Below are 26,370 nucleotides of genomic sequence, written 5' to 3' on the forward strand. Positions count from 1 at the left end.
TGCGCTCAGGTGAGCGCGGCCCCGCCGGCCAGCAGCAGCACCACGTCGAGGACGGTCAGCAGCATCACCGCCGGGAACGCCAGCCGGCGGAAGCGGGCCGTCCCCGCCAGGGCGGCGATCGCCACCGCGGGCACCGCCAGCACCAGCCCGGCCCAGCCCCACCACGCGGGCTGGCCGGCCGGGCCGAGCACGAGCACCAGCGACGCCGTCCCGAGCAGCACCGCCCCCACGGCCGCCGAGACGCGCGGGCCCAGCCGGTGCGGCAGCCCGCGCACCCCGGTGGCGAGGTCGTCGGCGATGTCGGGGGCGACGTTGGCCAGGTGTGCCGCGGCTCCCAGCGCCGCGCCGGCGGCCGGCAGCCACCACGGCGCGGCCGGCACACCGGGCGCCGCGGCCACCACCCCGGCCGGCAGCGCGCCGAACCCGGTGACGTAGGGCAGCCCCGAGGCCGCCGTGCGCTTGAGCCCCGCGTTGTAGGCCCACCCGCTGGCCACCAGGACCAGCAGCAGCAGACCGGGCACCCACCCGAGCAGCAGCGACAGGACGACGGCTGCCGCGGCCGAGGCGAGGGCCGCCGAGCGCAGCACCGCGGGGTCGACGGCGCCCTGCACGACCGGCTTGTCGGCCCGCGCGACGGCGCGGTCGCGGTCGGCGTCGAGCCAGTCGTTGCTCCACCCGATGGACGCCTGACCTGCGAGGACGGCCAGCCCCACGAGGACCACGCGCCCCGGCGACACCTGCGCGGTCACCGCCAGCAGGGTGGCGACGAGGGTGACCGCGACCGCCGGCGGCGCGTGCGTGGCCAGGACGAGCGCCCGGACCGACGGCCTCCGGGAGGCCCGCGCACGCACACCGACCACGCCCTGTCAACCCCTCCCCGAGAGTTCATCAGGCCTCTGACCTGCGGATATCCATCGGCCTGCCGTTCCGGCCGTCAGTCTGCCGTGCTAACCTTGGGGCAGCGAAAGGGGTCTAACACACATGGGCTTCACTGTCGGCGAGACCGTCGTCTACCCGCACCACGGTGCCGCTCTGATCGAGGCGATCGAGACGCGGGTCATCAAGGGTGAAGAGAGGGCCTACCTCGTGCTGAAGGTCGCCCAGGGCGACCTGACCGTGCGCGTGCCGGCCGACAACGCAGAGATCGTCGGGGTCCGCGACGTCGTCGGGCAGGACGGGCTCAACCGCGTGTTCGAGGTCCTGCGGGCCCCGCACACCGAGGAGCCGACCAACTGGTCGCGCCGCTACAAGGCCAACCTCGAGAAGCTGGCCTCGGGTGACGTGAACAAGGTGGCCGAGGTCGTCCGCGACCTGTGGCGCCGCGACAAGGACCGCGGCCTGTCCGCCGGCGAGAAGCGGATGCTGTCGAAGGCCCGCCAGATCCTGGTGAGCGAGCTCGCGCTCGCCGAGGGCACCAACGAGGACAAGGCCGAGGTCCTGCTCGACGAGGTCCTCGCCAGCTGAGCTCCGCACCCTCGTACCACCGGACCACTCCCGTGTCCGCTGTCGGCATCGTCGCAGCGGCCGGGAGTGGTTCGCGTCTGGGGGCCGATCGGCCGAAGGCGCTGGTCGAGCTCGCCGGCCGCCCGCTGGTCGCCTGGGCGGTCGACACCCTGCTCGCCGGCGGGGTCGGCGAGGTCGTCGTCGTCGTTCCGGCCGCCGAGCGGGAGGCCTTCGCCGCGGTCCTGCCCGGCGGCGTCCGGCTCGTCGACGGCGGCGCCACCCGCACCGCCTCGGTCCGCGCCGGCCTGGCCGCGGCCGGCACCGCCGCCGACGCCGTCCTCGTGCACGACGCCGCCCGCCCGCTGACGCCGCCCGACGTCGTGGCGCGTGTCCTGGCCGCGCTGGCGGCCGGTGCCCCCGCCGTCGTCCCGGTGCTGCCGGTCGTCGACACCACCGTCGTCGTCGACGCGGCCGGCACCGTCACCGAGGCCGTACCCCGCGGGCCGCTGCGCCGCGTGCAGACGCCGCAGGGCTTCCACCGCGCCGTCCTGGTGGCCGCCTACGCCGCCCTCGACGACGCCGCCGAGCTCACCGACGACGCCGCCGTCGTGCGCGCCGACGGCATCCCGGTGGCCACCGTGGCCGGCGACGAGCGCGCCGCGAAGGTGACCGTCGCGCACGACCTGCGCATCGCCGAGGTGCTGGCCGCCGTGCCCCTCGGGTCGTCGTGACCGACCTGCCCCGCGTCGGCCTCGGCGTCGACGTGCACCCGGTCGAGACCGGCCGGGACTGCTGGCTGGCCGGCCTGTCCTGGCCCGGCGCCGACGGGTGCGCCGGGCACTCCGACGGCGACGTCGTCGCCCACGCGCTCACCGACGCGGTGCTGTCGGCCGCCGGTCTCGGGGACATCGGCGGGCTGCTCGGTACCGACGACCCGCGCTGGGCCGGTGCCCGTGGGATCGCCGTCCTGGAGCACGTCCGGGAGACCCTGGCCGCCGCCGGGTGGCGGGTCGGCAACGCGGCCGTGCAGCTCGTGGCGCCCACCCCGAAGCTCGGCCCGCGGCGGGCCGAGGCGGAGGCGGCGCTGTCGGCCGCCCTGGGCGCCCCGGTCAGCGTCACGGCCACCACCACCGACGGCCTGGGGCTGGTCGGCCGCGGCGAGGGTCGGGCGGCGTTGGCGACGGCCCTGGTCGTCCGGGAGGGGTCCGTGGACTCCGCGCCGGGCTGACGGTGCGCTCCGTAGACTCCGCGCAGTGACCCTCCGCCTCCACGACACGGCCGCGCGCGCGGTCCGGGACTTCACGCCCCTGCGTCCCGGGCAGGCCTCCGTGTACGTGTGCGGGCTCACCGTGCAGGGCCCCCCGCACGTCGGGCACGTGCGCGCCGCCGTCGCCTTCGACGTGCTGCGCCGGTGGCTGACCGAGGGCGGCCTCGAGGTCACCTACGTCCGCAACGTCACCGACATCGACGACAAGATCCTCGCCAAGGCCGACGAGCACGGCGTGCCGTGGTGGGCGTGGGCGTACACCAACGAGCTGGCCTGCACCCGCGCCTACGACGTCCTCGGCGTCCTGCCGCCCACCTACGAGCCGCGCGCCACCGGGCACGTCCCGGACATGGTGGCGCTCGTGGAGCGGCTCGTCGAGCGCGGGCACGCCTACGCGGTGGACGGCGACGTCTACTTCGACGTCCGCTCCTTCCCGGAGTACGGCGCGCTGACCCGCCAGAAGGTGGAGGACCTCGAGCCCGCCGCCGACACCGACACCGACGACCGCAAGCGCGACCCCCGCGACTTCGCCCTGTGGAAGGCGGTCAAGCCCGGCGAGCCGGACACCGCCAGCTGGCCCACGCCCTGGGGGCGCGGCCGGCCCGGCTGGCACCTGGAGTGCTCGGCGATGGCCGGGCGGTACCTCGGGCCGACGTTCGACATCCACGGCGGCGGGCTGGACCTGCGCTTCCCGCACCACGAGAACGAGCAGGCCCAGTCGCGGGCCGCCGGCGACCCGTTCGCCCGGTACTGGATGCACAACGGCTGGGTGACCCTCGGCGGCGAGAAGATGAGCAAGTCGCTGGGCAACACCGCGCTGGTCGACGAGGTGGTCCGGCGGGTGCGGCCGGTCGAGCTCCGCTACTACCTCGTGGCGCCGCACTACCGGTCGACCGTCGAGTTCACCGACGCCGCGCTGGCCGAGGCCGGTGCCGCCTACCGGCGGATCGAGTCGTTCGTGCAGCGCGCCGCCGAGCGGGCCGGCCGGGACACCCCGACCAGCCTGCCGGCGGCCTTCCGCGAGGCGATGGACGACGACCTGGGCACGCCGGCCGCCGTCGCGGTCGTGCACGACGCGGTCCGGGCCGGGAACACCGCCCTGGCCGACGGCGACGACGCCGCGCTGACCGAGGCCCTCGGCGCGGTGCGCGGCATGCTCGGCGTGCTCGGACTGGACCCGCTCGACCCGCACTGGGCGGCCGGCGGCAGCACCGACGACCGGCTCGCCGGGGTGACCGACGGCCTCGTGCGGCTCGCGCTCGAGCAGCGGCAGGCCGCCCGCGCCCGCAAGGACTACGCGGCGGCCGACGCGCTGCGCGACCAGCTCACCGCCCTCGGCGTACAGGTCGAGGACACCCCGCAGGGACCCCGATGGGAGCTGACCCGCTGATGGCCGGCAACAGCCAGCGCCGCGGCCGCACGAGCGGTGCCGGCAAGAAGACCGCCACCGCCGGGACGGGCGGCAAGAACCGCCGGTCCCTGGCCGGCCGGGGGGCCACGCCGCCGGCGGAGATGCGCAAGGGCCACCCGGCGCAGCGCAAGGCGCAGGCCGACGCCCGCCGCCGGACCGACCGCGACCGCAGCCGCCAGCGCGCCGAGGAGACGCCGGAGCTGCTCCTCGGCCGCAACCCCGTCGTCGAGGCGCTGCGTGCGCGCATCCCGGCGACCGCGCTGTACGTCGTCACCGGGGACAGCCGCGCGACCACCGACGAGCGGATCGCCGAGGCCGTCCAGCTCGCCGGCGACCGGGGGCTGCCGCTGCTGGAGGTCGGCAGGGCCGAGTTCGACCGCATGTCCGGCGGGGCGCTGCACCAGGGCATCGGCCTGCAGGTCCCGCCCTACGAGTACGCCCACCCCGACGACCTGCTCGACGTCGCCCGCGATTCCGGCCGCCCGCCGCTGGTGGTGGCCATGGACGGCGTCACCGACCCGCGCAACCTCGGCGCGGTGGTGCGCTCGGCAGCCGCGTTCGCCGCGCACGGCGTCGTCGTGCCGCAGCGTCGCTCGGTCGGCATGACCGCCTCGGCCTGGCGCACCAGCGCCGGCGCGGCCGCCCGGCTGCCGGTGGCCCGCGCGGTCAACCTCGCCCGCGCGCTCGCCTCCTACCAGGACGCCGGGCTGCAGACGGTGGGCCTGGCCGGCGACGGCGACATGGACCTGGCCGACTACGACGGCCTGGCCGACCCGGTGGCCCTCGTCGTCGGCGCGGAGGGCGCGGGGCTCTCGCGGCTGGTGCGCGAGCGCTGCGACGTCGTCGTGCGCATCCCGATCGCCCGCGACACCGAGTCCCTCAACGTCAGCGTCGCCGCGAGCATCGCCCTCTACGCCACGGCCCAGGCGCGCGGCTGATCCCCCGGCCGGACGAGATCGGCGATCTCGTACGGCTCCGGGCCGGTTCGCGTACGAGACCGCCGATCTCGGCGGGAGGAGGAGCTGCGACTCAGCCGAGCAGCTGGGCGACGGTGTAGATGACCAGCCCGGCCAGGCCGCCGACGACGGTGCCGTTGATGCGGATGAACTGCAGGTCGCGGCCGACCTGCAGCTCGATGCGCCGGCTGGTCTCCTCGGTGTCCCAGCGCGCCACGGTGGCGCCGACGACCTCGGCGACGTCGCCGGCGAAGCGCTCGACCAGGTAGCCGGCCACCCGCACCGACTGCCGCTGCACCCGCTCGCGCACCCGGGGGTCGGTCTGCAGCAGCCGGGCGCCGTCGTGGACCAGCCCGGCCATCCGCGCCCGCAGGCGGGAGTCGGGGTCGGCGGCGGCGGTGAGGAACGCGGTCTTCGCGTTGGTCCACAGCGACGAGGACCAGGTGCGCACCGCCGGGTGCTCGAGCAGCTCCTTCTTGAACGCCTCGACCCGCGCCGCGGTGTCGGGGTCGGTCCGCAGCTGGTGCACGTACTCGCGCAGCCGGGCGTCGTAGACCCGGCGCAGCTCGTGGTCCCGCTCGGCGCCGACCTCCTCGAGGAAGCCCTGCAGCGCGGCGAAGATGCGGTCGAACACCCGGTCGTCGACCCAGTCGGGCACCCAGGACGGCGAGGCGTCCCCGAGCTGGGCGCGGAAGACGATCCGGTTCTCCTCGAGGAAGCGGGCGAGGTAGCGCAGCGCCGCCGAGAGCACCTCCTGGTGCCGGTCGCCGTCGACCACCAGCTCCAGCACCCGGGCGAGGACCGGTGCGGCCGGCGTCTCGTGCAGCTTGCGGTCGACCAGGCCCGACACCGCCTCCTGCACGTCGTCGTCGCGCAGCAGGTCGGTGAGGCCGGCCAGCGCGGCGGAGGCGTCGGCGGCCAGCCGCTCGGCGCGGCCGGGCGCGGCCAGGAAGTCGCCCAGCCGGCGGGGGACGTCCATGGTGGCCAGCTTGTCCTCGACCACGGCCCGGGTCAGGAAGTTCTCCTCGACGAACGCGCCGAGGCTGGCGCCGATCTGGTCCTTCTTGCGCGGGATGATCGCCGTGTGCGGGATGGGTATCCGCATCGGGTGCCGGAACAGCGCGGTGACGGCGAACCAGTCGGCCAGCGCGCCGACCATGGAGGCCTCGGCGGTGGCCCGCACGTAGCCGACCCAGGGGCCGGTCTCCTCGCCGAGCAGCACGCAGACGAGGAAGACGGCCGCGGCGACCAGGAAGAGGCTGGTGGCCAGCCGCTTCATCCGCCGCAGGCCCGCGGCGCGCTCCGGGTCGTCGAGCGAGGAGGCCAGTGGGGCACTCACGGACGACGACACCCTCCCCAGCCTAGAGGCGGGGGAGGGTGCCGTCCCGGGCCGGAGGGGATCAGCCCGCACTGCTGCCGAGGGTGACCTCGACCGTGGTCGTCTGCCCGCCGCGCTCGACGGTGAGCCGGACCGTGTCGCCGGGGGCGGAGCCGCGGATCGCGGCGGTGAGCTCGGTGGAGCTCGTGACCGCCCGGTCGCCGACCGCGGTCACCACGTCGCCGGCCTGCAGCCCGGCGTCCTCGGCCGCGCCGCCCGGCTGCACCTGGACGACCTGCGCGCCCGTGCCGACCTCGCTGGAGCCGTCGGCGCCGGCGGTCTGGGCGTTCACCCCGAGGACGGCGTGGGTGGCCGACCCGGTCTGCACGATCTCGTCGGCGATCCGCTTCGCGGTGTTGCTCGGGATGGCGAACCCGACGCCGATGTTGCCGCTCTGCGACGACGAGCCGGGCGCCCCGGAGGCCACGGAGGCGATCGCGGTGTTGATGCCGACGACCTCGCCGGCCGCGTCGACCAGCGCACCGCCGGAGTTGCCGGGGTTGATGGCCGCGTCCGTCTGCAGGGCGTCGATCACCGTGGCGTCGTCCTGGGTCGAGCCGGTGGCCACCGCCCGGTCGGTCGCGCTGATGATCCCGTCGGTGACGGTGTCGGACAGGCCCAGCGGCGCGCCGATCGCCACGGCGAGGTCGCCGACCTGCACGTCGTCGGAGTCGGCGAAGGTGGCCGGGGTCAGCCCACTGGCGCCCTGGAGCCGGATGACGGCCAGGTCCGACGTCGGGTCGGTGCCGACGACGGTGGCGTCGTAGAGCGTGCCGTCGGAGGTGCGCACCTGGACGGTCGCGCCGTCGGTGCTGCTGTCCAGCGTGACGACGTGGTCGTTCGTGAGCACGTAGCCGTCGTCGGAGAGCACCACGCCCGAACCGCTGCCCGAGCCCGAGCCGCTGGTGACGTACACGGTGACGACGCTCGGCGCGGCCTTCGCGGCGGCGGCGGTCACCGCGGTCGCGTTCTCGGGGTCCCGGATGACCACCGACTGCGCCGAGGGGGTCGTGCCGCCGCTGGTGCCGCCGCCGTCGGTGAGGGCGACGACGCCGGCTCCCGTGCCGCCGCCGACGAGGGCACCGGCCAACAGCCCGGCGACGCCGATCCGCAGCCGCCCGGCGCGCCGCCTCTCCGGCGCCGGCACCGGGGGAGGCGCCATCGGCGGCAGGATCGCCGTCGCGGTTCCGGCCGGCGGGTACCAGGAGTCGCCGGGCGGCGGGGTCCAGCCCGGGGTCGCAGCGCTCGGCTGCCGCGCCGGGTCCGGGTACGGGTGTCCGTTCACTGTCCTGGTCCTCCTCCTGGGCGGTCGTCCGCCGCTCTGGGGACCACCTTCGGCGCGGCGACTGGCCGGGCCCTGGGGAGCGCCTGTGAGTCGTCTGGAGGCGTCAGCGGGGGAGCCCGCACAGCACCTGCCCGCGGGCGACCAACTCGGTGACCAGCCAGATCGCCGCGACCTCGACGGCGAGCAGGCCGAGCAGGACCAGCAGCTGGGCGGCGCCGGCGGCCAGCGGGCTCCCGCCGCCGAGCAGCACGCCGACGTAGGCGCCGGGCAGGGTCACCAGGCCCACCGTGCGGGTCTGGTCCAGCGGCGGGAGGAGCGCGGTGGCCGCCGACGGCCGGGCGACCTCGAGGACGGCGTCGCGGGGAAGCAGGCCCAGTGCCAGCGCCCCCTCCACCTCGCCGCGGCGGGTGGTCAGCTCCTCGCGCAGCCGCCGCCCGGCCAGCGACGTCGCCGTCATCGCGCCGCCGACGAGGATGCCGGCGACCGGGACGACCGCCTCCCCGCGCAGCGGCACCGTCCCGCTGGCCAGGACCAGCAGCACCACGGGCAGCGCGCCGCCGGCGACCGCGAGGGCCGCCGCGGCGACCCGGCGGGGCGCGCCGGGCGCCCGCAGCGGCAGGCCGCTCACCCGCCCGGCCGCCGTGACCGCCGCGACGGTGACCATCAGCAGCACGAACGCCGCCGACAGCCACAGCGAGCGGACGACGGCCAGCAGCACCGCCGACACCGCCGCCAGCTGCGCGGTGGCCCGCAGCGCCGCGACGACCACCGGCCGCTCCTGGCCCAGCCCGGACAGCCGCCCGCCGGCCGCCGCCAGGCCCGTGAGCAGCACCAGGACGACGGCCAGCCGCGGGCCGAGCTCGACGACGGAGGCACCCACGGCCGCCGATCCTGCCGTCCGCCGCGCGGCGGCCGGCGACACGCCGACCACCGTGTGCGATCGGACGGTGGCTGGGTATAGGGGGAGCCCGGTCGCTCCCCCGGAGCGGACGGGCCCTCCTGCCCGGCCTGCTCTCCTGGAGGCTGCTCGTGTCCACCCGCGGTCTGCCCGCCCGCCTGCTCGTCGGCCTCGCCGGCGTGACCGCGATCGCGGTGGCCGGGATCGGTGGCCTGGCCCTGCGACCTCCCGGACTGCTCGCCGTGGGCCTCGCCGCGGTGGTCACCGCCTGCCTGGCCGGCGGCGTGGCCCGCGAGTCCCTGGCCGAGGCCGGTGGGCAGGCGCGCCGCACGCCGCTGGAGGCGGCCTGGCGCACCGGCGCGGCCACCGTCGGCGTACTGCTGTTCCTGTCGGGCACCGCGGTGCTGGGCGGGGCCGCGCTGACCGCGCTGGCCGGTGCGGTCCTCGCCGTCGGCGCGCTGGGTCTGTGGCTGCTGCGCGCCGGCTCCCCGGCGCGGCCGGTGGGACCCGACGACCTCCCGGCCGGCGGCCGGCTCACCGCGCCGGGGCCGCAGCGGCCGGTGGCCGGCGTCCGCCCGGGCGAGCCCGGCAACACGGTGACGTTCCTGCCCCCGGTGTCGACCCTGACCACCGCGGCGCTGGGCCGCGAGTGGCTGGGCACGACGGCGGCCCTCGCCGGCCGGCTGGACCCGGCGGCACGGCAGTCGATCGTCCGGCGCCGCCAGGACACCCTGGACGAGCTCGAGCGCCGCGACCCGGCCGGCTTCGCCCGCTGGCTGGCCGAGGGGCCGCTGCCGGGCAGCGACCCGGCCGGCTACCTGGCCGAGGGGCCGGCGGCCGCGGGGCCCGACGCCGCCTGAGCCGCCACCTGAGCCGCCTCTTGGGCCGCCACCCGGGTCGCCTCGGGTGTCGCCTCCTCGAAGACGGCGCCGGGGTCGACGTTCATCACGACCTCGCAGTCGCAGAAACCGCCGAACTCCTCGAGGCACTCGTGCAGGCGGTCGAGGGCGATGCCGTGCCCGGCGGCCCACGCGTCGGTGGCGCGGTGGGTCCGGTCGCAGCCCCCTGCCGCGATCACGGCGTCGAGGTGCTCGCGCAGTGCGTCCAGCTGGGTCCGATCGAGCGGCAGGAGCCCGGCCGGGTCGTCGATCGGTGCCACGCCGTCAGCATCGGCAGGGAGGGCCCCCCAGTCGACCCCTATCGTGGTGCCGTCCCGCCGGCGTGGCGCAACTGGTAGCGCACCCGACTTGTAATCGGGCGGTTGGGGGTTCGAGTCCCCCCGTCGGCTCCACACCCGCGCGGGTGCTCGCTGTCAGCGCGCGGTGACGCAGCGGCGCCCGCGTCGGCCGCGTACCCGCTGGTCGGACCGGGTACCGGTGCCGGATGGTCCCAGCAGCGGACGACGGGCAGCTCATCGCCGGGCGCTACCAGCCGGGTGAACAGGTGAGCGCCGGTGGGACGGGCGTCGTCCGGCGCGCGGAGGACGTCGTCCTCGGGCGGAGGGTGACCCTGCGGGAGGTCCGCCTCCCGGACGACTGGCCCGAGGCCGCGCGCGCCGCCGGCCGTCAACGCTGCCTGCAGGAGGTCCGAGCCGTGGCGGAGCTCGACCACCCCGGCTGCCTGGCCGTCCTCGACGTGGTGGACGACGGGGCGGTCACCTCCGTCGTCCAGCCCGACGTCCCGGGCGCGCGGCTGTCCGAGGTGCTGGCGCGCGAGGGACCCCTGTCGCCGCAGCGGGCCGCGCTGGTCGGGCTCGCCGTGCTCGGCGTCCTCGAGGCGGCCCACGAGCGGGGTCTCCTGCACCGGGACGTCACGCCCGGCAGCGTGCTGCTCAGCACGCCGTCGGACGGCTCGCCGGGCCGCACGCTGCTCACCGGCTTCGGGGTCGTTCACCGGGCCGGGGACGCCGTCCTGACCGGCGCGGGACTCGTGGTCGCCTCGCCGGGCTACTGCGCCCCGGAGGTCGCCCGCGGCGAGGCGCCCGGCCCCGCCGCGGACACCTGGTCGCTGGGCGCGACGCTCTCCACCGCGGTGGAGGGCCGACCGCCCTACCAGGGCGACGACGCCCGGGGGACGCTGGCCGCCGTCGTGCGGGGCGGGCACGTCCCCTCCGCCCGCGCCGGCGACCTGCAGCCGGTGCTCGCCCGGATGCTCGAGCCGGACCCCGCGCGGCGCATCGGGGCGCGGGAGCTGGAGCAGGCGCTGGGCGCGGTCGCCACGTCGCGGGCCGCCGGGACCGCGCCGGCCGGTCAGCCGCTGCACGCCGTCGTCCCGGACCTCGTCACCCGCACCGCCGTGCTGCCCGTGGTGGCTCCCGACCCCGTCGTCGCCCCACCCCCGCCGGTCCCTCCGGCGGCGCCCGCCCGCCACGGCGCCGCCCGTGTCCCGCTGCACACCAGCCACCGCGCCCCCGTGCGGTACCGCCGGCGCGCGCTGGTCCTCGCCGGCCTGGCGGCGGCCGTCCTGCTCGCCGTGGTCCTCGTGACGGTCCGGGGCGGTGCCGACCCGTCCGGCAGCGGCGTCGCGGAGCCGCCGGGCTCGAGCGCACCGGCCACCGTCGGCGCGACCCTGCCACCGCCTCCTGAGGGGACCCCGGCGGAGCAGCTCAGCGCCACGATCCCCGCCCTCGCCGAGCTGGTGGCGCGTGACCCCGCCGCCGTGGGACCGGGAGCCGGTGGTCTGGTCGAGGACCTCCGGCGCATCGAGTCGCTGGACGGACCCGGGCAGCGCTCGGCCGCCCTGGCCACGGCCGCGGCCGTCGACGAGGCGTCCCGGGCCGGCGACCTGGCTCCCGCGGTCGCGCGGCAGGTCGGGCAGGTCCTCGGCGACGTCGTCCGGCCCGACCGGCTCGTCGACCTGGTGGCCGCGCTCGACCTGGACCCGCTCGCCGCGGGTCCGGACGGAGCGGCGCTCTTCGACGGGCTGTGGGGGCTCGACCACCAGGTGCCCGGTGACCGGACGGCCGCCGAGGCCGCGGCCCTCCTGGAGACCGTGACCGCCGCCGCGGCGCAGGGCCGGCTGACCGACGCCGCGGCGCAGGCGGTGCTCCCCACGCTGCGCGAGCTGGCCGACCCGGCGCCCCTGGAGGACCTGGCCGGCCTCCTGGAGCGGGCCGAGGCGGACCCGGAGGCCGTGGGCCCCGCCGCCGACGACGTCCTCGAGGCGCTGCGCGGCATGCCGGCGCTGCCGGTCTACGACCTGGGGAACCGGGCCGCCGGTCTGCTCGAGCTGCTCGGGCAGGAGGGGCGGGTGGAGCCGGCGTTCCGGGACGCCGCCGTCCCCGTCCTCGTGCGGCTGGTGCGGTGACCCCCGCTCTAGTCGAAGCTGCCGGAACCGCCCACGCGGTAGGGGTGGCGGTGCTCGGCGCGGGCCTCCCGCGTGCGCTCGGCGCGCTCCTCGCGCACCCGCGCCGCGGTGCCCGCGGGGTAACCGGCCTTGGCGACCCGGTGCTCGGTGGTCTCCACCATGAACGCCAGCGAGTACATGAGCCCCACCATCAGGCCCCCGAACGCCGCGGTCAGCCGGTAGCCCATCCCCACGGGGACGGCGACCAGGCAGATCACGACCAGCGGGGAGAGCTGCACCAGCGACCGCACGACGTGCCGGCGCACCCAGCCGGCCCGCGTGGTGTCCGACAGCACCCACGGCGCGAGGGCCCGGGGCAGCCCGCCGCCGAAGGCGTAGCGGAGCCACTGCAGGGGCGTGGGGCGGGACGTCGCGGGTGCGGCGTGCTGGGTGCGCACACCTCGACGGTAGGCCCCCGTGTCCAGTCCGGCGCCGGTCCCGGAAGACGGGGACGGAGCCGGTTGTCCGGGAGCGCCGGCGGGTGGAGACTCCAGCCGCCGAGAGAGGGAGGGCGTCCGTGCAGATCGCCCAGCTGCTCCGCCACAAGGGCCCCGACGTGGCCACCATCGCGCCCGACCGATCGGTCCGTGACGCCCTGGCCGTGCTCGCCGAGCGCGGCGTCGGCGCACTGGTCGTCTCCGCGGGCGGCGATGCGGTCGACGGCATCGTGTCCGAGCGCGACGTCGTCCGCGCCCTGCACGCGTCCGGGCCGGGCGTCCTCGACGGGCCGGTGTCGGCGCTGATGACCGTCGACGTGCGCACCTGCGTGCCCGGTGCCTCGGTGCACGACCTCGCCCGCACGATGACCGACCACCGCGTCCGGCACGTCCCCGTCGTCGAGGACGGCCGGCTGCTCGGGATCGTCTCGATCGGCGACGTCGTCAAGGCCCGCCTCGACGAGCTCGAGGAGGAGCGCGCGCACCTGGTGGACTACATCCAGGCCTGAGCCCCCGGCGTACGGTGCCCGCCGTGGACGAGCGGCGGCTGGGGACGGCGGCGGGGCTGTCCGCGTACGGCTTGTGGGGCGTCTTCCCGCTGTACTTCCCGCTGCTCGAGCCGGCCGGCGGCGTGGAGATCGTCGCCCACCGCATCGTGTGGTCGCTGCTGTTCGTGGCGCTGCTGCTGACCGTGCTGCGGAGGTGGCCGCTCGTGCGTGCGGCGGTCACCGACCGGCGCACCCTGCTCGTCCTCGCCGGCGCCTCGGTGCTCATCGCCGCCAACTGGCTGGTGTTCGTCTACGGCGTCAACTCCGGCCACGTCGTGGAGACCTCGCTCGGGTACTTCATCAACCCGCTGGTCAGCGTGCTGCTCGGCGTCGTCGTCTTCGCCGAGCGGCTGCGGCCGCTGCAGTGGGCCGCCGTCGGGCTGGCCGCCGTGGCGGTCGTCGTCCTGACCGTCGACCACGGCCGGCCCCCGTGGATCGCCCTGGCCCTGGCCGCCACCTTCGGCAGCTACGGCCTGCTCAAGAAGCTCGTGCGGGTGGAGGCGGCGCCGGGGCTGTTCGTGGAGACGGCGGTGGCCTTCCTCCCCGCCCTGGTGCTCCTCGGCGTGCTGCAGGCCACCGGGCGGGGGACCGCGGGCTCGGCCGGCACCGGCCACCTGCTGCTGCTCGTGGCCTCGGGCATCGCCACCGCGGTGCCGCTGCTGCTGTTCGCCGCGGCCGCCCGGCGGATCCCGCTGTCGACCGTCGGCCTGCTGCAGTACGTCACCCCGCTCATGCAGCTGGCGCTGGGCGTCTTCGTGTTCCACGAGCCGATGCCGCCGGCGCGGTTGGTGGGCTTCGCCATCGTGTGGGCGGCCCTGGCGGTCTTCACCGTGGACGGCCTGCGGGCGGCGCGCGCCGCGCACCGGCGGGCGGGAGCCGAGCAGGTGCCGGCCGCGGTCTGATCCGCCCGCGCGTTCGGGCTGTGTCTGTCACCCCCTGGGCCTACCGTTCTGGGTGACGGCTTCCCCCCGATCGAACGGACACGACCATGACCCCCGACCCTGCTCCCGCGGTCTCCCCGCCCGGGGGCACGGCGTCCGGTGAGGGCCCCGCGCAGCCCGCGGGCCTGACCCGGCGCGAGCACGAGATGCTGGCCTTCGAGCGGCAGTGGTGGCGCCACGCCGGTGCCAAGGAGACGGCCATCCGCGAGCAGTTCGGCGTCCCGCCGACCCGCTACTACCAGGTGCTGAACGCGCTGGTGGACCGCCCGGCAGCACTCGCCGCAGACCCCCTGCTGGTCCGCCGTCTGCGCCGCCTGCGCAGCGCCCGGCGCCAGCGCCGTTCGCCTCACCTGCTGGGCAAGGGCTCCTCCGCCCTCTAGATTTGGTCACCGTGGGCAGGCATGCGGCGCCAGGTGGTGACCAACCGGACCGGCCGTCAGCCCCGGTGGGCGGCGGTCGACGCCGGACCGACCAGCCCGCTGCCGCCCCCGCGCCCGACCTCCCGACGGCGCCGCACCCGGGCGCCGGCGCCACTGTCACGCCTGCGCCGACCCCTCCGCCGACGCCTGCGCCCGAACTGAGCGACCACCCCACGACGCCCGGCCGCAGCCGCGCCGACCGCCGGCGGGACGCCCTGAACGGCGACGACACGGGCCGGCGACGCCTGGTCACCGGCCGGCCCGTCAGCGCGGCGGCGCCCGCCCGCCCGGCTGCGCGGTCGCGTGCCCCGCAACCCGAGGCGCCGGCCGCCCGGTCGCGGCCCGCGGAGCCCGCCCCGGCGAGCCGCCCGCGGGTCCCCTCGCCGGTGCCGGCCGGTGGCGCCACGCGGCAGGCTCCCGCGCCGCCGCGTCGCGTCTCCCTCCCCGCCTCCCCACCGCAGGTGGCCCAGCCGGCACCGCAGCCACTGCCCGTGCAGCCACCGCCCGTGCAGCCACCGCCCGTGCAGCCGTCGTTCGTCCGGCCGCCGGCCGTCCGGGCTCCCGCGGGGCGGCGTCCGGTGGCCCAGCCGCAGGTCCGACGTCCCGCCGCCGAGCCGCCGACCGCCCAGTCGCCGGTCGTCGCGCGGCCCGCAGCGCAGCCGCCGGCCCGACCCGCCGCCCCCGAGACGACGGTCGCGCCGTTCCAGGCGGTCCCGACGCCCCTGGCCGACGCCGCCGAGCCGGCCTCCCCGCCGCTGGACCCGTGGGACCAGCCGGCCCGCCCGCCGGCCCGCGGCCGGACGACGGCGCCGAAGGCCGCACCGGACGCTCCCGCGTCGCCGGTCACCCCCACGCACCCGGAGGCCGACGGCGCGGACGGCTACCGCGACTGGACCCGCCCCTCCGGCGCCGGCACCGCCACACCGGCGGCCCCGCCCACCGAGGCGATCCCCGACCGCGAGGTGGTCCGCGAGAGGGAGCCGGCCCGCGCCCCCGTCGCACCGCCCACCGAGGCGATCCCCGACCGCGAGGTGGCCGCGCGACGCGGGACACGCGACGAGCGGGACGCCGAGCCCGAGACCGGGCACGACACCGGTTCCACCGGGGTCGTGGGCAACCGGGCCGCGATGCGCGCCGAGCGCGCGGCGCGCGAGGCCGAGCGCCAGGCGATGGAGGTCGAGCGCCGCAAGGCCGCGCGCCGGGCCGGGGTCTCCCGCGCCGCGCTCCGTGCGGCCGAGGGCGACGACGCCCCCCCGCGCCGCCGCCGCGGGCTGGCGATGCTCGCCGTCGTCGTGATCGCGCTGGTCGTGCTGGGCGTCTACAGCTTCACCTCCCCGGCGGCGCAGGAGGCCGGGTCGACGCAGGACCCGACCCCGCAGACGTCGGCGCCGGCCTCGGTGGCCCCCTCGACCGGTCCGCTGCCCCCGCTGTCGGCCGAGCCGCTGCCCCCGGTCGAGGAGGCGTCCGGCACCCCGGTCCGCGTGCCGGTGACCGTGCTCAACGCCACGGGCACCAGCGGGCTGGCCGCCGAGGTGGCCGCCGCCTTCGACGCCGAGGGCTGGACCTCGGCCGGCATCGGGACCTACGACGGCGGCGACGTCGCGGCGACGACCGTCTACTTCGACCCGGGCGACGAGGCCCAGCGGCTGTCGGCCCTGCAGCTCATGGACGTCTTCCCGAGCATCACCACCGGCCCGGCGGCCCGCTTCTTCGACGTGCCGGACGTGGCCGACCCCGGCCTGGTCGTCGTCGTCACCGGCGAGCTGTAGCCCTTCCTCCCGCCGCCGGCGCCACGCCGACGGGACCGTCCCGGAACACCTGCGCGACACCGTCCGTTGGCCGCAGCGTGCGTCCCGTCCGCGGGCCCGTGACACCTCGCCCGCGCTCCGGCGCCCGCGCGGCGCTCGGCGCCCTGCTCGCCCTCCTGTTCACCGGCACGCTCGTCGGTGCCTCTCCGGCGACGGCTGCCGCGGCCGAGGACGTGGCGACCGAGGAGGCCCGGGTCCCCTCCGGCTCCGGTGGCGACGCCGTCGAGCTCGACACCACGCTCTACCGGCCGGCCTCGGCCACGGCCGACGCCCCTGCGCCGGCGGTGGTGCTCGCGCACGGCTTCGGCGGCAGCAAGCAGTCGGTCGCCGACGACGCCCGTGACCTGGCCGACCGCGGCTACGTCGTCCTCACGTACTCCGCGCGCGGCTTCGGGGCGAGCACCGGCCAGATCGGCCTGGACGACCCGCGCTACGAGGTGGCCGACCTCTCTACGCTGCTCGACCTGCTGGCCGAGCGCGACGACGTCCTCCTCGACGGCGACGGCGACCCGCGGGTGGGCGTGGCCGGCGCCTCGTACGGCGGGGCGCTCTCGCTGCTGGCCGCGGCCTACGACGACCGGGTCGACGCGATCGCGCCGCAGATCACCTGGAACTCCCTGACCGCCGCGCTCTTCCCCTCCCAGTCCGGCACCCCCGACGACGCCACACCCGCCGCCACGGCGCAGGCCACCGACAGCGGCGTCTACAAGCGGCTGTGGGCCGGGCTGTTCTTCGGCGTCGGCTCGGTCCCCACCGGCGGCCTGCTCGACGCGCTCGGCGGCGGGGGAGCGGCCGAGGCGGAGGACGGCGAGGACTCCGGCAGCGACTCCGGCTCCGGCGGCGCGGCCCCGGCGTCCGGCAACGCCGCGCCGACCCTCCCGTTCGACCCGGCGTCGGTGGACCCCGCCGTGGTGGAGCAGGCGCTGACCTGCGGCCGGTTCCGCGCCGACATCTGTGCCGCCTACCAGTCCGCCGCGGCCTCCGGCACGCTCACGCCCGAGGTGGCCGCGGTGCTCGACCGCAGCAGCCCCGCCGCCGTCCTCGACCGGATCACCGCCCCGACCCTGCTGGTCCAGGGCACCGAGGACTCGCTGTTCGGCCTCGGCCAGGCCGACGCCAACGCCCGCGGCATCGCCGCGAACGGCACCGACGTCAAGGTGCTCTGGTACGCGGGCGGGCACGACTCCCAGGCCTCCGAGTGGGAGACCGCCGACCTGCGCGACGCGGTCGCCGGCTGGTTCGACTGGCACCTGCGCGACGAGGGCGACCCCGCCCGCGGCGAGGACCCCGGCACCGGGTTCGAGTACCCGGCGCCCACCGGCCTGGGCAGCGGGCTCGGCAGTGTGCAGGGCGGCACCCAGAGCGTGCTCGCCGACGCCTACCCCGGTCTCGACGGCGACCGGCCGGTCCAGCGGGAGAGCATGGCCCTCGCCGGCCCGACCCAGCCGGTGGTCACCCCCGCCGGCGGCACTCCGGCCGCCATCACCACGGTCCCGGGCCTGGGCGCGCTGGCCTCGGCGCTCGGCGGGACCACGGTGGAGATCCCCGGCCAGTTCGCCGCGTTCACCAGCGAGCCGCTCGACGCGGCCGTCGAGGTGGTCGGCGCACCGACCGTCGGGCTCGCCGTCGCCTCGCCCTCGGGCAGCGCCACGCTGTTCGCCAAGTTGTACGACGTCGGCCCCGACGGCGCGCAGACGCTGCCCGGCGGCCTGGTCGCCCCGCTGGCGCTGACCGGCCTGTCGGCGGACCCGGCCGCGCCGACCGAGGTCGCGGTCACGCTGCCGGCGATCGTGCACCGGTTCGAGGCCGGGCACACGATGCGCGTCGTCGTCTCCTCGACCGACCAGGCCTTCGCGCTGCCGGCCGAGGCCACCGTCTACTCCGTCGCCCTCGCCGGGGCCGGCAACGGCGGCACCGCGCTGGCGGTGCCCACCGTCGAGGGGCAGACCCAGGCCACCGGCGGCACCTCCCGCTGGTGGTGGCTGCTCGGTGCCCTCGTCGTGCTCGGCCTGCTGGGCCGGCTCGCGGCGGTCCTCTGGGGCCGCCGCGCACGCCGGGTCACCTCGGCCGTCGAGCCCGACGGCGAGGACGTCCCGCTGCGCTTCGAGGGCATCACCAAGGCCTACAAGGACGGCTTCGTCGCCGTCCGCGACCTGTCCTTCGAGGTCCGCCGCGGCCAGGTGCTCGGCCTGCTCGGCCCCAACGGCGCGGGCAAGACGACCTCGCTGCGGATGCTCATGGGCCTCATCAAGCCGAACTCGGGGCGGATCACCGTGTTCGGCCACGAGGTCCGGCCCGGCGCGCCGGTGCTCTCCCGGCTGGGCTCGTTCGTCGAGGGCACCGGCCTGCAGCCGCACCTGTCCGGCCGCGACAACCTGCGCCTGTACTGGGCCGCCACCGGCCGCCCGGCCGAGGACGCGCACATGGAGGAGGCGATCGAGGTCGCCGGCCTCGGTGCCGCCCTCGACCGCCCGGTGCGCCGCTACAGCCAGGGCATGCGCCAGCGGGTGGCGATCGCCCAGGCCATGCTCGGGCTGCCCGACCTGCTGGTCCTCGACGAGCCGACCAACGGGCTGGACCCGCCGCAGATCCACGCCATGCGCGAGGTGCTGCGCTCCTACGCCGCCACCGGCCGCACGGTGATCGTCTCCAGCCACCTGCTCAGCGAGATCGAGCAGACCTGCACCCACGTCGTCGTCATGGCGCGGGGCCAGAAGATCGCGCAGGGGACGGTCGACGAGATCGTGGGTGCCGGCGGTGCGGTCCTGGTGGGCCTGGCCGACGACGCCGAGACCGACCGCGCGGCCGCCGTGCTGACCGGGCTGCCGGGCGTCACCGTCGAGCACACCGACGACGGCCTGGTCGCCGACCTCGGTCCGCGGACCTCGCGGGCCACGGCGCTGCAGGCGCTGGTGACCGCCGGGGTCGCCGTCGACCAGTTCACACCGCGCCGCCGCCTGGAGGACGCGTTCCTGGCCTTGGTGGGGGAGTCGTGACCGCAACCGAACCGCACGTCCAGCCGACCGGCGCCGTCGCCGGCTACCGGCCCGAGCGCACGCTGCGGCTGTCGGTGGAGCTGCGCCGGCAGTTCAAGCGGCGCCGCACGATCGGCGTCTACGTGGCGATGGCGGCGCTACCGCTGGTCCTCATCGCCGCGCTGCGGCTCGGCGCCAGCGAGGAGGCGCAGACCAACGGCCGGATCAACCTGGTCGACGTCGCCACCTCCAGCGGGCTGAACTTCACCCTGTTCGTCCTCTTCGCGACGACGACGTTCTTCCTCGTCGTGGTCTACGCGCTGTTCTTCGGTGACACGGTGGCCAGCGAGGCGGCGTGGGGGTCGCTGCGCTACACGCTGGCCACGCCGGTGCCCCGGATGCGGCTGCTCCGGCAGAAGTGGGCCGCGGCACTGGTCCAGTCGGTCGGCGCGCTGCTCACCCTCGCCGCCGTGGCGGTGGTCGCCGGCGGCATCGCCTTCGGCTTCGACGACATCCAGACGCCGATCGGGGTCACGCTCTCGCAGGGCGAGGGACTGCTGCGGCTGGCCGGGATGCTCGGCTACCTCGCCGTCCACCTGCTCGTCGTGGGCACGCTGGCGTTCTGGCTGTCCACGATCACCGACGCGCCGCTGGCCGCCGTCGGCGGGGCGGTTTTCTCGATGGTCGTCTTCGCGATCCTCGACCAGGTCGAGCAGCTGGGGTCCCTGCGCGACTGGTTCCCCACCGCCGAGGAGTTCGCCTGGACCGACCTGCTGCAGACGCCGGTCGACTCCTCCGACCTGTTCCGCGGCGTCGTCCAGTCGCTGGTCTACGCCGCCGTCTTCACCGCGCTGGGCTTCCGGCACTTCGCCCGCCGCGACGTCACCAGTTAGAGGCTGGCGCGCACCGCCTGGGCCCAGCCGACGCCCATCGGCTCGTCGGTCACCGACACGTTAGGGACGGCGGCCAGCAGCCCGGCCATGCCGTCGACCCCGGCGCCGTTGGCGGTGATCCACAGCCGGCCGACGGCGGGCGCCATCTCCAGGTCGCTGGCGCTGTCGCCGATCGCGACGGCGTCGGCGGGGTCGACCCCGCGCCGCTCGAGGTCCCAGGCGATCGCCGCGCCCTTGGTGATGCCGCGCGGCATGAGGTGGTAGACCCGCGCCAGCTGGCCCTCGGGCGCCAGGTCCAGCCGCGCCGACGCGGGGATGGCGCCGTTGTCCTTGAGCGTCAGCCAGCCCAGGTCGCGCTCGGCCAGCCACGCGTCGACGGCGAGCGGGTCGACGAACCCGCGCAGCAGCGCGTCGCCGGAGTGGGTGGTGTGCCAGGGCGCGTGCCACTCCAGCCGGCCGGGGTGGGCGGCGGTCAGCGCCTCGACGACGCCGAGCTCGGCCATCACGTCCATCGGCGTGCGCCCGGCGTACTCCCCGGGCAGGTCGCCGGTCAGCCCGTGCCGCGCGCGGCCGCCCTTCCACGTCACCAGCGACCCCAGCTCGGCGATCGCGCCGTCGGCGGCGAAGATCCGCCCCGCCTCGGTGACCTGGTCGACCGTGCGGCCGCTGACGATCACCAGCGCGACGCCGGCGGTGTGCAGCTCGAGCAGGGCCGCGGCGGGCTCGGCGGTCGGGGAGCCGTCGGCGGTGTGCCAGAACGACCCCCGCGGGCCGACCATCGTGCCGTCGAGGTCGGTGTAGACGATGCGTGCTGCCACGGGCGTCAGCATGGCCGGAGCCCGGAGCGGCTCGGGCAGCCGGGTAGAGTCGCGACCGTTCCACTCATCCAGAGGGGCAGAGGGACACGGCCCGGTGAAGCCCCGGCAACCGCGCTCGCGCGAGCGGCGAGAGGTGCCAATTCCGTCCCGCGCGGCTCGACGGCCCGACGCGGGGAAGATGAGGAGGTAGTCGTCGCATGACCCTGACCGCTCCCGGCTCCAACCCGACCAGCCCAGCGCTCCAGGCCGACTCCGCTGCCGGCGGCCCGGTCCCGCCGTGCCCCGCCCGCGGCCTCGTGTGTCGCAACTGCGGCGCCACCTTCGGCCTGATCGCCGAGCACGCCTGCGCGCAGTGCTTCGGCCCGCTGGAGGTCGACTACGACCCCCAGCGCATGCGCGCGGTCACCCGCGAGCAGATCGAGGCCGGCCCGCAGAACATCTGGCGCTACGCCGCCCTGCTGCCGGTGGGCCAGGACCCCGCCGACCGCGTCTCGCTCGACCCGGGCATGACGCCGCTGGTGCGCGCCGACCGGCTGGCCGCCGAGCTCCGCATCACCGGGGGGCTGTGGGTCAAGGACGACTCGGCCAACCCCACCCACTCGTTCAAGGACCGCGTGGTCAGCCTCGCCGCCACCGCGGCCCGGGGCCTGGGCTACCGCAAGATCGCCGCGGCCTCCACCGGCAACCTGGCCAACTCGGTGGCCGCGCACGCCGCCCGCGTCGGCATCCCGTCCTTCGTCTTCATCCCGGCCGACCTCGAGCCCGGCAAGGTCGTGCAGTCGGCGGTGTACGGCCAGACGCTGGTCGCCGTCGACGGGTCCTACGACGACGTCAACCGGCTGACCAGCGAGCTCGCCGAGACCGACGAGTTCGAGGACACCGCCTTCGTCAACCAGAACGTGCGGCCCTACTACGCCGAGGGCTCCAAGACGATGGGCTACGAGATCGCCGAGCAGCTCGGCTGGCGGATCCCGGCCCAGGTGGTCATCCCCATGGCGTCGGGCTCGCTGCTCACCAAGGTGGACAAGGCCTGGCGGGAGCTGGCCGCCGCCGGGATCGTCGAGGACACCGGGTGGCGGGTCTTCGGCGCCCAGTCGGCCGGCTGCGACCCGATCGCCACCGCCTTCGACAACGGCTGGGACGTCGTCAAGCCGGTCAAGCCCACCGGGATCGCCAAGTCGCTGAACATCGGCAACCCCGCCGACGGCCCCTACGCGCTCGACGCCATCCGCCGCACCGGCGGCGCCGTCGGCCGGGTCGGCGACGACGCGATCGTGCAGGGCATCCGCGACCTCGCCCGCACCACCGGCGTCTTCGCCGAGACCGCGGGCGGCGTGACCGTGGCCGTGCTGCGGCAGCTCGTCGAGGACGGGAGGCTCGACCCCACGAAGGAGACGGTCGTCCTCAACACCGGCGAGGGCCTCAAGACCCTGGACCCCCTCGAGCCGGTCGTCGGCCCGACCCATCGGGTGGAGCCGTCGCTGCGGTCGGCCAGGGCGGCGGGCCTCATCGGCTGAGGCGTAGGCTCGGCGACGTCGATCCGGCGGGTGACATCCCGGCCCGGTCGTCCCCGAGTCGTGTGGTGAGGATCTCCCCACGGCGGTGTCCCTGTTGTACCGTCTCGCGCGGTCGTCAGTTCCACGCACGTGTCCGACGGGCGGAAGAGCTGTACCCCGGTCCCCGGATCACGGGGGTCGTCCGCACGCACGAAACGTGGGAGCACACGTGGCACAGGGCACCGTGAAGTGGTTCAACGCCGAGAAGGGCTTCGGCTTCATCGCCGTCGACGGCGGCCAGGACGTCTTCGTCCACTACTCGGCCATCCAGATGGACGGCTACAAGAGCCTCGACGAGGGCCAGCGGGTCTCCTTCGAGGTCGTCCAGGGCGAGAAGGGCCCGCAGGCCGACGGCGTCCGCGTCGCCTGATCCCCTCAGCTCCTCCGTGCCACGGCCCGGTTCCCCGCGCGGGAGCCGGGCCGTCGCCGTCCCCGGTGAGCCCCGGCGACCGCCGCTCCGCTGGGCACCGGCGCTGCTGGTCCCGGTGACCGCGTTCGGCGCGCTCGTCGCGGCCCTCCTCGCCGTCATCGACGACTGACGGGAACAGCCGCGTGGCACCCCCCGTTCTTGCACTCGGCAGGGGCGAGTGCCAGACTTCGGATTGGCACTCGACAGTGCCGAGTGCCAATCAGGTCGGAACGGTGAGGCACTGGAGCGCGGGCCACAAGGGCGCCCGCCGCGCTGGTGTCGTCCGTCGCGGGCGCCGGTCCCGGCCGTGCAGCGATCCATGCATGGAGGACATCACCACATGGCCAAGATGATCGCCTTCGAGGAAGAGGCGCGCCGCGGCCTCGAGCGGGGCATGAACACCCTCGCCGACGCCGTCAAGGTGACGCTCGGCCCCAAGGGCCGCAACGTCGTCCTCGAGAAGAAGTGGGGCGCTCCCACCATCACCAACGACGGTGTGAGCATCGCCAAGGAGATCGAGCTCGAGGACCCCTGGGAGAAGATCGGCGCCGAGCTGGTCAAGGAGGTCGCCAAGAAGACCGACGACGTCGCGGGTGACGGCACCACCACCGCCACCGTGCTCGCCCAGGCGCTCGTGCGCGAGGGTCTGCGCAACGTCGCCGCCGGCGCCAACCCGATGGCCCTGAAGAAGGGCATCGAGAAGGCCGTCGCCTCGGTCACCGAGTACCTCCTCTCGACCGCCAAGGACGTCGAGACCAAGGAGCAGATCGCCGCCACCGCGTCGATCTCCGCCGCCGACCCGGCCATCGGCGAGCTCATCGCCGAGGCGATGGACAAGGTCGGCAAGGAAGGCGTCATCACCGTCGAGGAGAGCAACACCTTCGGCCTCGAGCTCGAGCTCACCGAGGGCATGCGCTTCGACAAGGGCTACATCTCGCCCTACTTCGTCACTGACGCCGAGCGCATGGAGGCCGTCCTCGACGACCCGTACGTGCTCGTCGTCAACTCGAAGATCAGCTCGGTCAAGGACCTGCTCCCGCTGCTGGAGAAGGTCATGCAGTCGGGCAAGCCGCTGGCCATCATCGCCGAGGACGTCGAGGGCGAGGCCCTGGCGACCCTGGTCGTGAACAAGATCCGCGGCACCTTCAAGTCGCTGGCCGTCAAGGCCCCCGGCTTCGGCGACCGCCGCAAGGCCATGCTGACCGACATCGCCATCCTCACCGGTGGCCAGGTCATCAGCGAGGAGGTCGGCCTCAAGCTCGACACCGCCGACGTCTCCCTGCTCGGCCGCGCCCGCAAGGTCGTCGTCACCAAGGACGAGACGACGATCGTCGAGGGCGCCGGTGACAGCGACCAGATCTCCGGCCGGGTGAACCAGATCCGCGCCGAGATCGAGAAGTCGGACTCCGACTACGACCGCGAGAAGCTGCAGGAGCGCCTGGCCAAGCTGGCCGGTGGCGTCGCCGTCATCAAGGCCGGCGCCGCGACCGAGGTCGAGCTCAAGGAGCGCAAGCACCGCATCGAGGACGCGGTGCGCAACGCCAAGGCCGCCGTCGAGGAGGGCATCGTCGCCGGTGGTGGCGTCGCTCTCGCGCAGGCCACCGCCGTCGCGTTCGACAAGCTCGAGCTCGAGGGTGACGAGGCGACCGGTGCCAACATCGTGCGCGTCGCGCTCGAGGCGCCGCTGAAGCAGATCGCCATCAACGCCGGCCTCGAGGGCGGCGTCGTGGCGGAGAAGGTCCGCAACTCCGAGGTGGGCTTCGGCCTCAACGCCGCCACCGGCGAGTACGTGGACCTGGTCGCGGCCGGCATCATCGACCCGGCCAAGGTCACCCGCTCGGCGCTGCAGAACGCCGCCTCCATCGCGGCGCTCTTCCTCACCACCGAGGCCGTCATCGCCGACAAGCCGGAGAAGTCCGCTCCGGCCATGCCGGGTGGCGACGGCGGCATGGGCGGCATGGACTTCTGAGTCCCGCCGCTGCCGTCCGGTAGCACCAGCACTGCCCGGCAGGGGCGGTCCCGCATCGCGGGGCCGCCCCTGTCGGCGTCCGTGGGTCCGGCCGCGCCCGAGCACACGTGCAGCGCCCCCTCCGCCGCCGGGAGGGGGCGCTCACCGTGTGCTCGGCACCGCGACTGCGGGGAAGCTGCCGTTCCCCGCGGCCCACGGACGACGACTGCCCTGTACTCGTCGGCCCGGTCACTGCGGCGGCCGGCGCCTGGTGGTCGCGGGCGTCGATGCAGACGTCCTCGAAGCGGGCGGGGGCGTCGGCCATGACGGCGCAGGGTAGGCCGTCGGCGTGGCCGTGGTGATCGGGACGTCAGGGTGGCAGTACCGCGACTGGCGCGGCCGCTTCTACCCCCAGCGCATGCCGCAGCGGCTGTGGCTCGAGCACCACGCACAGCACTTCGCCACCGTCGAGAGCAACGCCGCCTTCTACCGGCTGCCCGCGCGGGACACCTTCGCCGCCTGGCGCGAGCGGACCCCGCCGGACTACCGCTGGGCGGTCAAGGCCAGCCGGTTCCTCACCCACGTCAAGCGGCTGCGCGAGCCCGAGGAGCCGGTGGCCCGGCTGGTGCAGCACGCCGAGGGGCTCGGCGACCGGCTCGACGTCGTCCTGCTGCAGCTGCCGCCCACGCTCAAGGCCGACACCGGTCTGCTGCGCGACTGCCTCGCCTGCTTCCCGCCCGGCGTGCGCGTGGCCGTCGAGCCCCGTCACCCGACCTGGGAGACCGACGAGGTGCGGGGGCTGCTCGAGCGCTACGGCGCCGCGCTGTGCTGGGCCGACCGCGCCGAGCGGCCGGTGACGCCGCTGTGGCGGACCACCGGCTGGGGCTACCTGCGGCTGCACACCGGCGCCGAGGGGTGGGGCTACCCGCCCGCCGTGCTCGAGGAGTGGGCCCAGCGGCTGGCGGCCACCTACGCCGACGACGAGGACGTGTTCGTCTACCTCAACAACGACCCCGGCGGCGCTGCGGTGGTCGACGCCGTCGCCCTGGCCGGTGCCGTGCGGCGGGCCGGACGCACGCCCACCCGGGTGCCCACGCCGGAGGAGGCGACCGGCGCGGCCTGGGCGGCGGCCTGAGGGTCAGTCGTCCCGGCCGCCGTGGCCCGAGGAGCCCGACCCGCCGTGCCCGGACCCGCTGTGGTCCTCGTCGGAGTCGTCGTCGGTGTGGTGACCGGAGTGGGAGCCGGAGTCGTCGAGGTCGCTCGCCGGGTCGCGGCCCGAGTCGTCGGTCTCGTCGTCGTCCGGGCTCGGCGACGCGGCGGAGGGCGTGGCGTCGTCCTCGGGGTGGTCCCGCCCGGAGCCGGAGCCCGAGGTCGCCGACGCCAGAGAGCGCTGCCCGTGCCCGTCGGCCGCGGGGTCGGCTCTGGAGTTCCCGTTGCGGCGGGGTGCGGGTCGGGACGGCGGTGTCGGAGTCGTCGGGTGCGCCCGTCGGGTCGCTGTCGTCCGCGGCGTCGGAGGTCGGCCCGGACGGAGTCGGTGCGGCGGAGGTGGGCGTGGGGGAGGCCGGGGTGGAGCTGGGGGCCGGCGTGTCGGAGCTGACGCGGGGGGCGGCGTCGTCAGCGGAGTCCGGCAGGTCG

25 protein-coding genes, 1 tRNA gene and 1 riboswitch are annotated in these 26,370 nt (G+C 76.1%); of the genes, 19 read left to right on the top strand and 7 right to left on the bottom strand.

What is annotated here, in order from left to right:
- Positions 1-5 precede the first annotated feature (5 nt).
- Entirely contained in the window at positions 6-860 is an 855-nt protein-coding gene (locus tag BM414_RS02380) for a UbiA family prenyltransferase (RefSeq protein ID WP_245784411.1), read from the bottom strand.
- Positions 861-981: 121 nt separating this feature from the next.
- On the opposite strand from BM414_RS02380, the gene BM414_RS02385 reads away from it, so the two are divergent.
- From BM414_RS02385 to rlmB, 5 genes are read left to right on the top strand one after another with little or no spacing between them, the layout of a single operon-like run.
- Entirely contained in the window at positions 982-1,464 is a 483-nt protein-coding gene (locus BM414_RS02385) for a CarD family transcriptional regulator (RefSeq protein WP_012946870.1), read from the top strand.
- Positions 1,465-1,496: 32 nt separating this feature from the next.
- Positions 1,497-2,174, top strand: a complete 678-nt coding sequence (gene ispD, locus BM414_RS02390) for a 2-C-methyl-D-erythritol 4-phosphate cytidylyltransferase (RefSeq protein ID WP_093577796.1) — start codon at positions 1,497-1,499, stop codon at positions 2,172-2,174.
- Positions 2,171-2,671 carry a 2-C-methyl-D-erythritol 2,4-cyclodiphosphate synthase gene (ispF, locus tag BM414_RS02395; protein WP_093577797.1) on the top strand — a complete coding sequence of 167 codons (501 nt, stop codon included), beginning with the start codon at positions 2,171-2,173 and terminating at the stop codon, positions 2,669-2,671. The genes ispD and ispF overlap by 4 nt, the downstream gene beginning before the upstream one ends.
- A gap of 25 nt (positions 2,672-2,696) precedes the next feature.
- Entirely contained in the window at positions 2,697-4,100 is a 1,404-nt protein-coding gene (gene cysS / locus BM414_RS02400; protein WP_093577798.1) for a cysteine--tRNA ligase, read from the top strand.
- Entirely contained in the window at positions 4,082-5,059 is a 978-nt protein-coding gene (gene rlmB, locus BM414_RS02405) for a 23S rRNA (guanosine(2251)-2'-O)-methyltransferase RlmB (RefSeq protein WP_245784412.1), read from the top strand. The genes cysS and rlmB overlap by 19 nt, the downstream gene beginning before the upstream one ends.
- Positions 5,060-5,150: 91 nt before the next feature.
- On the opposite strand, the gene BM414_RS02410 is transcribed toward rlmB, so the two are convergent.
- The 3 genes from BM414_RS02410 to BM414_RS02420 form a co-directional block, all read right to left on the bottom strand.
- Entirely contained in the window at positions 5,151-6,416 is a 1,266-nt protein-coding gene (locus tag BM414_RS02410) for a DUF445 domain-containing protein (RefSeq protein ID WP_245784413.1), read from the bottom strand.
- A gap of 61 nt (positions 6,417-6,477) precedes the next feature.
- A complete protein-coding gene (locus tag BM414_RS02415; RefSeq protein ID WP_245784414.1) occupies positions 6,478-7,740 on the bottom strand; it encodes a S1C family serine protease in 1,263 nt (420 codons plus the stop codon).
- A 103-nt stretch (positions 7,741-7,843) separates the two neighbouring features.
- On the bottom strand, positions 7,844-8,620 hold the full coding sequence (locus tag BM414_RS02420; RefSeq protein WP_093577799.1) for an ABC transporter permease: 777 nt from the start codon (positions 8,618-8,620) through the stop codon (positions 7,844-7,846).
- Positions 8,621-8,769: 149 nt separating this feature from the next.
- On the opposite strand from BM414_RS02420, the gene BM414_RS02425 reads away from it, so the two are divergent.
- Positions 8,770-9,498, top strand: coding sequence for a hypothetical protein (locus tag BM414_RS02425; RefSeq protein WP_093577800.1), 729 nt, complete (start codon positions 8,770-8,772; stop codon positions 9,496-9,498).
- Here BM414_RS02425 and BM414_RS02430 read toward each other — a convergent pair.
- Positions 9,453-9,797, bottom strand: a complete 345-nt coding sequence (locus BM414_RS02430; RefSeq protein WP_175551382.1) for a DUF2695 domain-containing protein — start codon at positions 9,795-9,797, stop codon at positions 9,453-9,455. The genes BM414_RS02425 and BM414_RS02430 overlap by 46 nt on opposite strands.
- A gap of 56 nt (positions 9,798-9,853) precedes the next feature.
- Here BM414_RS02430 and BM414_RS02435 point away from each other — a divergent pair.
- Together BM414_RS02435 and BM414_RS02440 are read left to right on the top strand one after the other, a co-directional pair.
- Positions 9,854-9,929: transfer RNA gene (locus tag BM414_RS02435), tRNA-Thr, on the top strand.
- A gap of 92 nt (positions 9,930-10,021) precedes the next feature.
- A complete protein-coding gene (locus tag BM414_RS02440) occupies positions 10,022-11,944 on the top strand; it encodes a serine/threonine-protein kinase (RefSeq protein WP_093577802.1) in 1,923 nt (640 codons plus the stop codon).
- 8 nt (positions 11,945-11,952) lie between these two features.
- Here the strand turns inward: BM414_RS02440 and BM414_RS02445 are convergent, their stop codons facing one another.
- A complete protein-coding gene (locus tag BM414_RS02445) occupies positions 11,953-12,381 on the bottom strand; it encodes a DUF5313 family protein (protein ID WP_175551383.1) in 429 nt (142 codons plus the stop codon).
- Between the two features lie 119 nt (positions 12,382-12,500).
- Between BM414_RS02445 and BM414_RS02450 the strand changes: the two genes are divergently transcribed.
- From BM414_RS02450 to BM414_RS02475, 6 genes are all read left to right on the top strand, one after another.
- Entirely contained in the window at positions 12,501-12,929 is a 429-nt protein-coding gene (locus BM414_RS02450; RefSeq protein WP_093577803.1) for a CBS domain-containing protein, read from the top strand.
- A gap of 23 nt (positions 12,930-12,952) precedes the next feature.
- A complete protein-coding gene (rarD, locus tag BM414_RS02455; RefSeq protein ID WP_093577911.1) occupies positions 12,953-13,870 on the top strand; it encodes an EamA family transporter RarD in 918 nt (305 codons plus the stop codon).
- An 86-nt stretch (positions 13,871-13,956) separates the two neighbouring features.
- Entirely contained in the window at positions 13,957-14,289 is a 333-nt protein-coding gene (locus tag BM414_RS02460; protein ID WP_093577804.1) for a DUF3263 domain-containing protein, read from the top strand.
- Positions 14,290-14,834: 545 nt separating this feature from the next.
- Positions 14,835-16,097, top strand: coding sequence for a LytR C-terminal domain-containing protein (locus BM414_RS02465; protein WP_139245696.1), 1,263 nt, complete (start codon positions 14,835-14,837; stop codon positions 16,095-16,097).
- 98 nt (positions 16,098-16,195) lie between these two features.
- Positions 16,196-19,132, top strand: a complete 2,937-nt coding sequence (locus BM414_RS02470; RefSeq protein WP_245784415.1) for an alpha/beta fold hydrolase — start codon at positions 16,196-16,198, stop codon at positions 19,130-19,132.
- Entirely contained in the window at positions 19,129-20,004 is an 876-nt protein-coding gene (locus BM414_RS02475; RefSeq protein ID WP_093577807.1) for an ABC transporter permease, read from the top strand. The genes BM414_RS02470 and BM414_RS02475 overlap by 4 nt, the downstream gene beginning before the upstream one ends.
- On the opposite strand, the gene BM414_RS02480 is transcribed toward BM414_RS02475, so the two are convergent.
- Positions 20,001-20,822 (bottom strand): HAD family hydrolase, encoded by an 822-nt coding sequence (locus tag BM414_RS02480; protein WP_093577912.1) that lies wholly within the window; start codon positions 20,820-20,822, stop codon positions 20,001-20,003. The two genes, BM414_RS02475 and BM414_RS02480, sit on opposite strands and share 4 nt — an antisense overlap.
- Positions 20,823-20,883: 61 nt before the next feature.
- Positions 20,884-21,007, top strand: a riboswitch (SAM riboswitch).
- Positions 21,008-21,019: 12 nt separating this feature from the next.
- Here BM414_RS02480 and thrC point away from each other — a divergent pair.
- From thrC to BM414_RS02500, 5 genes are all read left to right on the top strand, one after another.
- Entirely contained in the window at positions 21,020-22,339 is a 1,320-nt protein-coding gene (thrC, locus tag BM414_RS02485) for a threonine synthase (RefSeq protein WP_217644483.1), read from the top strand.
- 208 nt (positions 22,340-22,547) lie between these two features.
- On the top strand, positions 22,548-22,748 hold the full coding sequence (locus tag BM414_RS02490) for a cold-shock protein (protein WP_093577808.1): 201 nt from the start codon (positions 22,548-22,550) through the stop codon (positions 22,746-22,748).
- A 16-nt stretch (positions 22,749-22,764) separates the two neighbouring features.
- Positions 22,765-22,917 carry a hypothetical protein gene (locus BM414_RS29025; RefSeq protein ID WP_175551384.1) on the top strand — a complete coding sequence of 51 codons (153 nt, stop codon included), beginning with the start codon at positions 22,765-22,767 and terminating at the stop codon, positions 22,915-22,917.
- Positions 22,918-23,127: 210 nt separating this feature from the next.
- Complete coding sequence (gene groL, locus BM414_RS02495) at positions 23,128-24,756, top strand: chaperonin GroEL (RefSeq protein WP_093577809.1); 1,629 nt, start codon at positions 23,128-23,130, stop codon at positions 24,754-24,756.
- A gap of 328 nt (positions 24,757-25,084) precedes the next feature.
- A complete protein-coding gene (locus BM414_RS02500) occupies positions 25,085-25,870 on the top strand; it encodes a DUF72 domain-containing protein (protein WP_093577810.1) in 786 nt (261 codons plus the stop codon).
- Positions 25,871-26,370: the final 500 nt, after the last annotated feature.

This window comes from Geodermatophilus amargosae (assembly GCF_900116515.1).
GTDB lineage: Bacteria > Actinomycetota > Actinomycetes > Mycobacteriales > Geodermatophilaceae > Geodermatophilus > Geodermatophilus amargosae.

Excerpts from the sequence above, each read along its gene's own strand:
- BM414_RS02385 (WP_012946870.1), top strand. The coding sequence starts at position 982 with ATGGGCTTCACTGTCGGCGAGACCGTCGTCTACCCGCACCACGGTGCC.
- rlmB (WP_245784412.1), top strand. The coding sequence starts at position 4,082 with ATGGGAGCTGACCCGCTGATGGCCGGCAACAGCCAGCGCCGCGGCCGC.
- thrC (WP_217644483.1), top strand. The coding sequence starts at position 21,020 with ATGACCCTGACCGCTCCCGGCTCCAACCCGACCAGCCCAGCGCTCCAG.
- BM414_RS02440 (WP_093577802.1), top strand. The coding sequence starts at position 10,022 with ATGGTCCCAGCAGCGGACGACGGGCAGCTCATCGCCGGGCGCTACCAG.
- groL (WP_093577809.1), top strand. The coding sequence starts at position 23,128 with ATGGCCAAGATGATCGCCTTCGAGGAAGAGGCGCGCCGCGGCCTCGAG.
- BM414_RS02460 (WP_093577804.1), top strand. The coding sequence starts at position 13,957 with ATGACCCCCGACCCTGCTCCCGCGGTCTCCCCGCCCGGGGGCACGGCG.